Genomic DNA, 10,544 nt, shown 5'->3' on the forward strand with positions numbered 1-10,544 from the left:
TAACTATAAATTGCATTGCACCTGTTTTCCTGCTATAATATGGCTTATTAATAAGAGCGCAGCTCGAACGAGGAGGAATTATTATGGAACAATTTAAAATTCCCGCCGGATATCATTCTGATCTTAATCTTCACGATACCCAGGTGGCAATCAAAACCGTCAAAGATTTTTTTCAGCAGACACTTGCACAGAAGCTGAATCTCCTGCGCGTATCCGCTCCGGTATTTGTAGCGCCGTCTTCCGGTCTGAATGATAATCTGAACGGTGTGGAGCGCCCGGTCAGCTTTGATATTAAAGGAATGAACGAAAATGCGGAGATTGTCCACTCCCTTGCCAAATGGAAACGCTATGCGCTTAAAAAGTACGGCTTTTCCCACGGAGAGGGACTTTATACTGATATGATCGCTATCCGGAGAGATGAAGATATTGACAATATCCATTCCATTTATGTGGATCAGTGGGACTGGGAAAAGGTGATCACAAAAGAAGAGCGTACCATGGAAACCCTTATCAATACTGTTCGTTCCATTTACAGTGTTCTGCGCAAAACAGAAAAATACATGGCAGTACAGTACGACTACATTGAAGAAATCCTTCCCAAAGAAATCGCCTTTGTATCCACACAGGAGCTTGTAGATATGTATCCCGACTGCACTCCCAAGGAACGCGAATATAAAATCGTAAAGGAAAAGGGCGCTGTATTTCTTATGCAGGTAGGAAAAACTCTTACAGACGGCCAGCGTCACGACGGGCGGGCTCCGGACTATGATGACTGGGAACTGAACGGAGATATCCTTGTGTACTATCCGGTTCTGGATATTGCCCTTGAGCTTTCCTCCATGGGTATCCGTGTAGACGAAGAAACTCTTGATCTCCAGCTTACAGAAGCAGGATGCAATGACCGCCGTGATCTGCCTTTCCAGAAGGCTGTTCTCAACAAAGAACTTCCCTACTCTATCGGAGGCGGAATCGGTCAGTCCCGCATCTGCATGTTTTTCTTAAGAAAGGCTCACATCGGTGAGGTACATGCTTCTCTGTGGCCTGAGGAAGTTCTTGCGGAAGCAAGGGAAAACGGAGTAAATCTGCTGTAAAAAATATATCTTCATGTTTTTTTCATAGTAGTTTTCACCAAAATTTAATATTTCATTTATTGACAGCAGAGTACCTTCATACTATCATATCAGTAGAATCGGCAACAAAAAAGAGCGGCAGTTTTTTCATGACCTGCCCTCACACTGAAATGAAAGACAGAGGTACACAACGTGAATATTTTATTTTTTCTGACACCCAAAAGTGAAGTAGCTTATATATTTGAAGATGAGACACTGCGCCAGACTGTGGAAAAAATGGAACACCGGAAATTTTCCTGTATTCCCCTTCTCAGTATGGACGGTCGTTACATAGGAACCATTTCCGAGGGAGATCTTCTGTGGGGGCTGAAACGGCTGAATACCATGGATGTAAAGGAAATGGAGGATATTTCCATTATGACTATTCCCAGAAGAGCCACCTACAAACCGGTTCATGCAGATGCAGATATGGAGGATCTTCTGGACCGGGCCATTAACCAGAATTACGTTCCGGTTATTGACGATCAGGGATTTTTTATCGGGATCATTACCCGTAAGGAAATCATCAAATACTGTTATAAAGAGCTGAAAGCAGCCTACGCCGACCGCCAGACCGACAGCCCGGCACAAGAAAACAACTAAAAGAACCCCCGGCATTTATGCATATCACATCAGCATAATGCCGGGGGCTTTCATTTATTCCTGATATCTTTGTTTATAATACCTTTGACAGAAAATCCTTCAGTCTCTGGTTTTCCGGATGAGCAAAGAACTCCTGAGGTGTGTTCTCCTCCTGGATCTTTCCTTCATCAATAAACATCACACGGGTTGCCACCTCTCTGGCAAATCCCATTTCATGAGTAACCACAACCATGGTCATTCCGGTCTCTGCAAGCTCTTTCATGATCTCCAGGACTTCCCCTACCATTTCAGGGTCAAGAGCGGAAGTAGGCTCGTCAAACAGCATGACATCCGGATTCATTGCCAGAGCTCTTGCAATGGCAATTCTCTGCTTCTGACCGCCTGATAACTGGCTTGGATAAGCATCTGCCTTGTCCGGAAGTCCTACACGTTCCAGAAGCTCGTCTGCACGTCTGGAAGCTTCCTCCTTAGTCATCAGTCCAAGCTTTTCCGGAGCCAGCATGATATTTTTTTTGATGGTCAGGTGAGGAAACAGATTAAACTGCTGGAACACCATACCGATCTTCTGGCGCATTTTGTCAACGTTTACTGATTTATCCGTAATATCTGTACCCTCAAAAAGAATCTGTCCGCCTGTTGGTATCTCCAGAAGATTCAGAGAACGGAGGAAGGTAGACTTTCCGCATCCGGAAGGTCCGATAATAGCCACTACCTCGCCTTTGCAGATCTGTGTGGAAATTCCGTTCAGAACCTGCATTCCGTCAAAAGATTTTTTCAGCTCTTTTACATCAATCAATACTTCACCTTTAGCGTTCACTGCTTCTCAGCCTCCTTTCCAGTTTTCCTACCAGATAAGACAGGAACATAACAAGAATCAGATAGATTGCCGCAACTGCCAGAAGAGGCAGAAGCGCTTCGTATGTCTGGCTTCGGATAATATCACCGCCGCGGGTCAGATCGGTAATACCGATATAACCGCTGATGGAGGTTTCTTTCATAAGAACAATAAACTCATTTGCCAGCGCAGGAAGTACATTCTTAAACGCCTGAGGAAGAATGATCAGCAGCATTGTCTGGCGGTAATTAAATCCAAGACTTCTACCTGCTTCAAACTGTCCCTGGTCAATAGACATGATACCGGAACGGACAATTTCTGCAACATAAGCTGCAGAGTTCAGACCAAAGGCTATGATCGCTGTGATCATTTTTCCCGGATCATGAACTGCAAACACAACATAATACATGATCAGAAGCTGTACCATTGCCGGCGTTCCCCTGATCACAGTCAGATACACCTTACAGATGGCATTCAGGATCTTCATTTTTCCGGTCCTGTCATGGGTGGAACGGATCATTGCAATAATAAAGCCAAGTACAATACCGATCAGCACTGCGAATGCAGTAATGATCAGAGTGGTCTTTAAACCATTAAAAATAAATTCATAACGCTTGTCTTCTATGAAATTCAATCGAAACTTATCAATAAATTCCGCCAAAACATTCACCACTTTCTCTTTTATCAGATATCTTCAGCTGCTCATAAGAAATTCCGGGTTCCCATGTCGATGCTGTCGATACCGGGTGCCCGGAACTTCTGTGTCTCTGTTGTCTGTCATACCTATGACAGGCGCAGGATCTGTTCCATTATTTACGAACAATAATAACCTGTTTTGCAGTTGTATAAGTATCAGTAAAGTTTGCGTTCTCTTTACGATCTTCTGTAACAGTCATACCGGCTACACCGATATCAGCCTTTCCGGAAGCTACTGCATTCATGATCGCATTGAATTCCATATCCTCCACTTTCAGCTCATAGCCGAGTTTGTCGCAGACTGCCTGTGCCATTTCCACATCAATACCTACAATCTTGTCGCCCTCATAATATTCATATGGAGGGAAAGTTGCATTTGTTGCCATTGTCAGAGTTCCGTTGGAACGGTCTGCATCTTCCGGTGACTCATACGGGCAGGTACCTTTCACATCGTCAGCTCCGATATAGTTTTCATTAATCTGGTCAAGAACGCCTTCTTCTTTCAGCTCTTTCAGGGCTCCGTTAATTGCTTCAGTCAGCTCGTCATTGCCTTTTTTTACTGCAATGGCATATTCCTCTGTAGCAAAATCCTCTTCCAGGATTTCCAGATCATCGTTGTTTTTTACAAACTCCTCTGCCGGAAGGCTGTCGATGATAATACAGTCGATCTTGCCCTGTTTCAGAGCCATTACTGTATCATTTGCTTTGTTGAAACGCTCGATTTTTGTTCCGGCATCATCGCCTTCATACTCGTCTGTCACATAAGTATCTCCAGTGGTTCCAAGCTGAACTCCGATCTTTTTTCCTGCAAGATCATCAATGCTCTCAACTCCGCTGTCATTGGCAGATACGGTTACTGCGCCCATCATAGATGCGGTCATTGCTGCGCAAAGTGCAAGTGCTGCAAATTTTTTCATGTTTTTCATTTTTGTTTCCTCCTTAAAATAGTATATTTATACATTCTCTTTGCATAAAATTTCTTCAAATCATGATTTTTATTGTACCATGTTTTTTGTAAAATGCAATAGTTTACTTGCATAATAAAAAATAATTTTCTATAATAAAAATACTTTCATATGCACAAAAAATCACTTTTATACGCACAATCGGTATTTTTATAAGGAGGATATCTATGGGAATGAATCAGACGCCCGCTTCCGAGCGGATACATATCAGTTTTTTCGGAAAACGAAATGCAGGAAAGTCCAGTATCATAAATGCAATAACCGGTCAGGATCTTGCGATTGTCTCAGATGTAAAAGGCACGACCACGGATCCCGTTTACAAAACCATGGAACTTCTTCCCCTTGGACCTGTAATGATCATTGATACCCCGGGCATTGACGATGAAGGAGAACTTGGAGCTCTCCGTGTAAAAAAAAGCTTTCAGGTTTTAAATAAAACAGATATTGCGGTTCTGGTAACAGACATTCATATAGGTAAAACCCGGTGCGAGGAAGAGCTGATCCTCCGTTTTCAGGAAAAAAATATCCCCTGGATCCTGGTTTATAATAAGACAGATCTTGCTTCTGAAACGGAAGCTTTTTCCACTGCTGATTCTATCAAAAGTGATTCTGACACTTTTGCTGCTTCCGGCGAAAGCGCTTCTCCGGCTTCCTCGGAATCCGGAAAAACAAATGAAATCTATGTAAGCGCAAAAACCGGCAGGGGCATCCATGAGCTGAAAGAAATGCTTGCTTCCCTAAAACCTGAAGAAACGCATAAATATCCACTGATCGCGGATCTGATCTCCCCGGAAGATCTTGTTCTCCTTGTGGTTCCCATTGACAAGGCAGCTCCAAAGGGACGCCTGATCCTTCCCCAGCAGCAGACTATCCGCGCGGTTCTGGAAAAAGGAGCCCTTTCTCTTGTAGTCAGAGATACAGAGCTGAAATCCACTCTGGAAAATTTCAGAAATCATGGAATCACTCCAAAACTGGTGATCACCGACAGTCAGGTTTTCTCAAAGGTGTCAAAAGATACCCCGGATACGGTTCCTCTCACCTCCTTTTCCATTCTGTTTGCCAGATATAAAGGAGATCTTGCCACAGTGGTACAGGGCGCTGCCGCTCTTGACAACATTCAGGACAACGATAAGATCCTGATCGCGGAAGGATGCACTCACCACCGTCAGTGTGACGATATTGGAACCGTAAAAATCCCTAACTGGATCCGAAGCTATACAAAAAAAGAACCGGAGTTTGTTTTCACCTCCGGAACAGAATTTCCTGATGATCTGAAGGATTACAAACTGGTTGTACACTGCGGCGGCTGTATGCTGAATGAAAGAGAGATGAAATACCGGATCGCCTGCTGTCAGGATCAGAACGTCCCTGTTACAAATTACGGTATTCTGATCGCCCGGGTCACAGGAATCCTGAAAAGAAGCCTTGAACCATTTCCGGATATTTATAAACTGATATAAAATTTCTGGAATTTTTATTCTGATTTCACAAAACCATAACATTTTATCTCTATACTTGATACCGTTATCCGGGAATGAGTATAAATAGTACATAATGAGGAGGAACTCTATGAAATTTACAAAAATGCAGGGTATTGGAAATGATTATGTATATGTAAACTGCTTTGAAGAAACCATTGCCGATCCTTCGGCTGTTGCAAGATTTGTCAGCGACAGACATTTCGGTATCGGCTCTGACGGTCTGATCCTGGTCAAGCCTTCCGATGTGGCAGACTGCGAAATGGATATGTATAATCTGGACGGCTCACAGGGAGCCATGTGCGGCAACGGAATCCGCTGTGTGGCAAAATTCGCCTACGACCACGGCATCGTCCGTAAAAAGAATATTACTGTTAATACAAAAAGCGGAATTAAATATCTGGATCTCGATATCAAAGACGGAAAAGTCTCCTCTGTAAAAGTAAATATGGGTTCTCCCATTCTTACTGCAAAAATGATCCCTGTCGTATCAGACAAAGAACAGGTGATCAACCAGCCACTTGACGTAAACGGAACTGTCTGGAATATCACTGCTGTTTCCATGGGCAATCCTCATGCAGTTACCTACATGGAGGATGTAAACAGTCTGGACATTGAAAAGGTAGGGCCTATGTTTGAAAACCACATCAATTTTCCGGACAGGATCAACACAGAATTTGTCAAAGTCATTGACAGACGCACTCTCCAGATGCGTGTATGGGAAAGAGGCTCCGGAGAGACACTGGCCTGCGGAACAGGCGCCTGCGCAGTAGCTGTGGCCTCCACCTTAAACGGCCTGGTTGACGAGGACGTGCCTATTACCGTTAAACTTCTGGGCGGAGATCTTCAGATCCTCTGGAACCGCCAGGAAAATCTTGTTTACATGACAGGCCCGGCAACTACAGTGTTCGAGGGCGAAATTGATCTTTCTTCTATATAAAAGAGTACAGAAACGATAAACAGAACAAGACGGACAACTCTGACCGAGGGACTGCGGTAAGATCCTCTCAGCGAGTTGTCCGTCTTGTTTATATCTTATAGATTTTATGTGTAATCAGCCCTGCTGTTCCTGGAATTTACGGTATTCTTCTACGGGCATGTCCAGGCCTGTATACAGTTTATAGGCTGCCGCACCCTGCCATAAAAGCATTCCCTTGCCGCCAATGGTTTTGCAGCCGGCCTCCTTTGCCTCACGGAGAAGTCTTGTCTCCTCAGGATTGTATACCACATCTGCCACAACCAGCTCCGGGCGGAACATACTCTTATCTGTAATGAGAGTGGTGTCCTCATGGGGTTTCATGCCTGCCAGAGTGCCATTTACCAGAATATCCGCCTGGGCAATTTCTTCTCTCAGTCTGTTTTCATCATCCAGACAGAATACCTGAACCTTACATTCCGGAGCTTCTTTTTTCAGCTTCTCCGCTGTCTGACGGGCTCTCTCAAGAAACGGATCATTTGGATTAAAAACGGAAATAGAAGCTGCTCCGTCAAGGGCGCACTGTACCTGGATCGCTGTGGCTGCGCCGCCTGCGCCGAGAACCACCATTTTCTTATCCTTCACTTCCACGCCATGCTCTCTTAAATTCTGCACAAATCCGGTTCCATCTGTAATATGACCCACCAGCTTTCCGTCCTCGTTGACGATGGTGTTGACCGCTCCGATAATCCGCGCTGCCGGAGAAAGCTCATCCACCAGTCTCGCAGCCTCATTTTTGCAGGGCATGGTAACGTTTGCTCCTCTCATCTTAAACAGCCGCATGGCATCCAGAGCCGCACCTACCTGATCTTCCTTTATATCAAAAGCCATGTATGCATAATCCTGTTTATGATACCGGAAGCTGAAGTTATACATATCCGGTGAGCCGGAATGTCCTACCGGGCTTCCGATCAGCATCATAAGTCCTGTTGTTCCCTTTATTCTCTGTTCCATATCTTCTGTCCTCCTGCCATTTTCTGCACCAGCTCTTCACAGATTTCCTGAGCACTTTTTCCGTCTGTCTCAATGATCAAGTCAGCCGCAGCCTCATATTTTTCGCGGCGTTTTTCCATCAGCTCAGAAATATAGGAAACTGTTTTATTTCCCTCCAGAAGCGGCCGGTCATGGTTATCTTTTACCCGCTCCAGAATCGTTTCCGGTGTAGCGGTAAGAAGAACCACGCATCCGTTTTTCTTCATTTCTTTTACGTTTCTCTCTCTCATGGGAACGCCGCCGCCGCAGGAAATTACTGTGTTAGTCTTCGCCTGCATTTCAATAAGCAGATTTGTTTCCAGATCCCGGAAATATTCTTCCCCATGCACTGAAAAAATATCGGAAATGCTCATTTTTTCTCTTTCTGCAATAATCTGATCCATTTCCACAGTATCCATATTGTATTTTCTGCTGAGGTATTCAGAAACCGTACTTTTTCCCGCGCCCATAAAGCCTATCAGAACAATATTACAGGAAAACGGCTTATTGTGAGCCTGCTGCGTTTCCTTTAACAAATCTTCTTTCATTCATTTTACCTTCCGTTCCTTATTTTCCCGGTATCCTGTGACCTGCTTATGCCCAAACAGGTATACCATTTTCTTAAAGTATAACACTTACGTATCACTTTAACAATATAAAGTGTAAAAAGGTTCTGTCTGAAAGCTTACACACTGTCAGGCAAAGGCTTTCCACTTATTTTATATTATCCCAGAAATCCAAGAATCTGTTCTGCCGCAAACACTGCCACGCAGGCGCAGAGAGCTACCGTAAGAAGACTTTTTTCCCGGTATGCTGCGATCAGAGCAGCGCCAAGGCCTGCTGCCCCGGCAATCATTCCGGAAGACGGCGCGGTAAGTATGGCCGGAAAGGTCATTGCTGCCAGACAGGCATAAGGCACATAAAATAAAAAAGACTTCACAAACGGACTTGTAATCTCCTTTTTAAAAAGCACCAGCGGAAGCATACGGATCAGATAAGTAACTCCTGCCATAACCAGTATATAAACATAAACACTATGATTCATGAGTTTCCTCCTCTCCGTCCCCTATAGGACAGAAATAAGCTGCAGCTCCGGCTACGATCAGTGTTGTAAAAATAATCACAAAGCCGGATGATATCCTGTTCAGCACCGGAACCACTGCAAAAACAGCGCTGATAGCCATGGCTCCTGCCACTACCGCCCGTACCGGTCTGTGTTTCTTTGCCGGAGGTATGATCAGCGCCAGAAACATACCGTAAATAGCCACGCTCAAAGCGCTGGACAGAAAGCCCGGCATGATATTTCCTGCCATTGCCCCTACAAAAGTTCCCAGTGTCCAGCCCGGAATCGCTGCGCTCATCGCCCCGTAGTGATACCAGGGATTCAGTTTTCCACTTCGGCTTATACTGAGCCCAAAAATCTCATCCGTCATACCAAAAGCCACAAGAAATCTGTGCCCTGACGGTATATTTTTCTGCAGCTTCTGAGAAACAGAAAAAGACATCAGACTGTATCTCAGATTGATCACAAGCTGCGTAAGAGCCATTTCCCACAGAGAACCGCAGGCAATAATAATCTCCAGACCTGCAAACTGGCCTGCCGAGGTAATATTGGTCAGAGAAAGAAGGGTTGCCTGCCATACAGACATTCCTCCCGCAACTGCCATCATTCCAAAGGTAAAGGATACTGCAAAATATCCCAAAGAAACAGGAACCCCATCCCGGAGTCCCTGCATGAACTGTTGTTTATTTGTGTTCTGTTCCATTATGTCTCCACTCCTCATTTATGTATGATTATACATTTTGCCGGTGGAATTGTAAACAGAAATTTTTTGTCTGCATAATGTGTTTTTGCGTATTTTTTCACAAAGCTTCTGTTTATATCCCTGATAACAGAAGTCAGATATTGCTTCTCATTCCGTTCCCGGTAATCCGGTCAGAATATATTCCAAATCGCCTTCCGCCATGGCATTTTGCCCTGTATTAAAATTATACAATGTATAAAAATGCAATATTCTTTATAAAATGCTCCTTCGGGAAGCGTTCTTTTTCCGTTGCGGTACACGCCAGAAACGTGTATACTCATAAATGAAATTTTATTCACCTTTTTTACAGGTATACACTTTAAGGAGGTTTTCCATGGAAGAGAAAATCATTGAAATCAATCTCTCCGGTTTTTGCCGCACCTGCAACAGCATGCAGACTGTCACCTGCGAATATATTCCCACCGAAAGCGGCAGGAAACTGGATGTTATGAACTGCGCCCACAAAACCTGCCGTCATCACGCAGCCTGCGCTATTTACCGGGAAGCCCATGAAAACGAGCAGATATGAATTCTCTCATATCTGCTCGCTTTTTCCATCTTTCCTTTACTCTGCTTTTTCCAAAATCCTGTAATAGGATCTTGCTGTTACTGCATAGATCACGCCGTAGACTGCTGCAAATATAATCACTGTTACTGCCGTACATATAAGAAACAGCCTGGTATTTGACATGCCCACCAAAAGAAGCAGCCTTTTCATCAAAGGAAATGCCATTCCAATATGGACACATGCCGTAATCAGCGGAAGGAAAAATACCATAAGAATCTGTCTGTGAATCGAGGCTTTTACTTCTCTGCGGCTCATTCCCACTTTTCTCATGATCTCAAAACGCGCCTTATCCTCATACCCCTCAGAAATCTGCTTGTAGTAAATGATCAGCGCTGTTCCCATAAGGAACACTCCGCCCAGAAGGATTCCCACAAACAGCAGTCCTCCATTAAGCCCGTAAAAGTTTTCTCCTTCCTCTGCATAAGAACGACTGGAAACATAATCCTGTTCCTGAGCAAAATATCCCTGCTCTTTAAACTTCTGAATACTGTCATTCAGCATCTGCCTGCACTCAATGGCTGCCGCATCATCTCCCGG

Annotated in this window: 12 protein-coding genes and 1 pseudogene; 5 read left to right on the forward strand and 8 right to left on the reverse strand. The window is 44.3% G+C overall.

Annotated features, from left to right (window positions below; all coding sequences use genetic code 11):
- Positions 1–83: 83 nt before the first annotated feature.
- Both asnA and QVP40_RS08175 read left to right on the forward strand, forming a co-directional pair.
- A complete protein-coding gene (asnA, locus tag QVP40_RS08170) occupies positions 84–1,091 on the forward strand; it encodes an aspartate--ammonia ligase (protein ID WP_022067973.1) in 1,008 nt (335 codons plus the stop codon).
- Positions 1,092–1,262: 171 nt separating this feature from the next.
- Positions 1,263–1,712, forward strand: coding sequence for a CBS domain-containing protein (locus QVP40_RS08175; RefSeq protein WP_022067974.1), 450 nt, complete (start codon positions 1,263–1,265; stop codon positions 1,710–1,712).
- 73 nt (positions 1,713–1,785) lie between these two features.
- Here the strand turns inward: QVP40_RS08175 and QVP40_RS08180 are convergent, their stop codons facing one another.
- The 3 genes from QVP40_RS08180 to QVP40_RS08190 all read right to left on the reverse strand — a co-directional run bounded on the left by QVP40_RS08180 (position 1,786) and on the right by QVP40_RS08190 (position 4,169).
- Positions 1,786–2,469, reverse strand: a complete 684-nt coding sequence (locus QVP40_RS08180; RefSeq protein ID WP_138270389.1) for an amino acid ABC transporter ATP-binding protein — start codon at positions 2,467–2,469, stop codon at positions 1,786–1,788.
- Between the two features lie 49 nt (positions 2,470–2,518).
- Entirely contained in the window at positions 2,519–3,208 is a 690-nt protein-coding gene (locus QVP40_RS08185; protein ID WP_138270359.1) for an amino acid ABC transporter permease, read from the reverse strand.
- A 148-nt stretch (positions 3,209–3,356) separates the two neighbouring features.
- Positions 3,357–4,169 carry a transporter substrate-binding domain-containing protein gene (locus QVP40_RS08190; RefSeq protein ID WP_022067977.1) on the reverse strand — a complete coding sequence of 271 codons (813 nt, stop codon included), beginning with the start codon at positions 4,167–4,169 and terminating at the stop codon, positions 3,357–3,359.
- 206 nt (positions 4,170–4,375) lie between these two features.
- On the opposite strand from QVP40_RS08190, the gene hydF reads away from it, so the two are divergent.
- Both hydF and dapF read left to right on the forward strand, forming a co-directional pair.
- Positions 4,376–5,668, forward strand: a complete 1,293-nt coding sequence (gene hydF / locus QVP40_RS08195) for a [FeFe] hydrogenase H-cluster maturation GTPase HydF (protein ID WP_022067978.1) — start codon at positions 4,376–4,378, stop codon at positions 5,666–5,668.
- 109 nt (positions 5,669–5,777) lie between these two features.
- On the forward strand, positions 5,778–6,626 hold the full coding sequence (gene dapF / locus QVP40_RS08200; RefSeq protein WP_022067979.1) for a diaminopimelate epimerase: 849 nt from the start codon (positions 5,778–5,780) through the stop codon (positions 6,624–6,626).
- 114 nt (positions 6,627–6,740) lie between these two features.
- Here dapF and aroE read toward each other — a convergent pair whose 3' ends face one another.
- From aroE to QVP40_RS08220, 4 genes and pseudogenes are all read right to left on the reverse strand, one after another.
- On the reverse strand, positions 6,741–7,616 hold the full coding sequence (gene aroE, locus QVP40_RS08205) for a shikimate dehydrogenase (protein WP_022067980.1): 876 nt from the start codon (positions 7,614–7,616) through the stop codon (positions 6,741–6,743).
- Positions 7,601–8,140 (reverse strand): annotated as a pseudogene (locus QVP40_RS08210) (shikimate kinase); the annotation flags it as partial. The gene aroE and the pseudogene QVP40_RS08210, both read right to left, overlap by 16 nt.
- Before the next feature lie 218 nt (positions 8,141–8,358).
- Positions 8,359–8,679: an AzlD domain-containing protein gene (locus QVP40_RS08215; protein WP_022067982.1), complete on the reverse strand. Its 321-nt coding sequence runs from the start codon at positions 8,677–8,679 to the stop codon at positions 8,359–8,361.
- Entirely contained in the window at positions 8,669–9,400 is a 732-nt protein-coding gene (locus QVP40_RS08220; RefSeq protein WP_022067983.1) for an AzlC family ABC transporter permease, read from the reverse strand. The genes QVP40_RS08215 and QVP40_RS08220 overlap by 11 nt, the downstream gene beginning before the upstream one ends.
- A 373-nt stretch (positions 9,401–9,773) precedes the next feature.
- Here QVP40_RS08220 and QVP40_RS08225 point away from each other — a divergent pair, with 373 nt between their 5' ends.
- Positions 9,774–9,968: a hypothetical protein gene (locus tag QVP40_RS08225; protein ID WP_022067984.1), complete on the forward strand. Its 195-nt coding sequence runs from the start codon at positions 9,774–9,776 to the stop codon at positions 9,966–9,968.
- Between the two features lie 36 nt (positions 9,969–10,004).
- On the opposite strand, the gene QVP40_RS08230 is transcribed toward QVP40_RS08225, so the two are convergent.
- Positions 10,005–10,544, reverse strand: a 540-nt coding sequence (locus QVP40_RS08230) for an ABC transporter permease (protein ID WP_330361908.1), incomplete at its 5' end; no start/stop codon positions are given.

Origin of the sequence: Blautia sp. CAG:257 (assembly GCF_000433815.1) — a bacterium.
GTDB lineage: Bacteria > Bacillota > Clostridia > Lachnospirales > Lachnospiraceae > Blautia_A > Blautia_A caecimuris.

Bases quoted from the DNA above. Each gene is read 5' to 3' on its own strand.
- asnA (WP_022067973.1), top strand. From the start codon at position 84: ATGGAACAATTTAAAATTCCCGCCGGATATCATTCTGATCTTAATCTT.
- QVP40_RS08180 (WP_138270389.1), bottom strand. From the start codon at position 2,469: ATGCAGGTTCTGAACGGAATTTCCACACAGATCTGCAAAGGCGAGGTA.
- QVP40_RS08190 (WP_022067977.1), bottom strand. From the start codon at position 4,169: ATGAAAAACATGAAAAAATTTGCAGCACTTGCACTTTGCGCAGCAATG.
- hydF (WP_022067978.1), top strand. From the start codon at position 4,376: ATGGGAATGAATCAGACGCCCGCTTCCGAGCGGATACATATCAGTTTT.
- dapF (WP_022067979.1), top strand. From the start codon at position 5,778: ATGAAATTTACAAAAATGCAGGGTATTGGAAATGATTATGTATATGTA.
- aroE (WP_022067980.1), bottom strand. From the start codon at position 7,616: ATGGAACAGAGAATAAAGGGAACAACAGGACTTATGATGCTGATCGGA.
- QVP40_RS08215 (WP_022067982.1), bottom strand. From the start codon at position 8,679: ATGAATCATAGTGTTTATGTTTATATACTGGTTATGGCAGGAGTTACT.
- QVP40_RS08220 (WP_022067983.1), bottom strand. From the start codon at position 9,400: ATGGAACAGAACACAAATAAACAACAGTTCATGCAGGGACTCCGGGAT.
- QVP40_RS08225 (WP_022067984.1), top strand. From the start codon at position 9,774: ATGGAAGAGAAAATCATTGAAATCAATCTCTCCGGTTTTTGCCGCACC.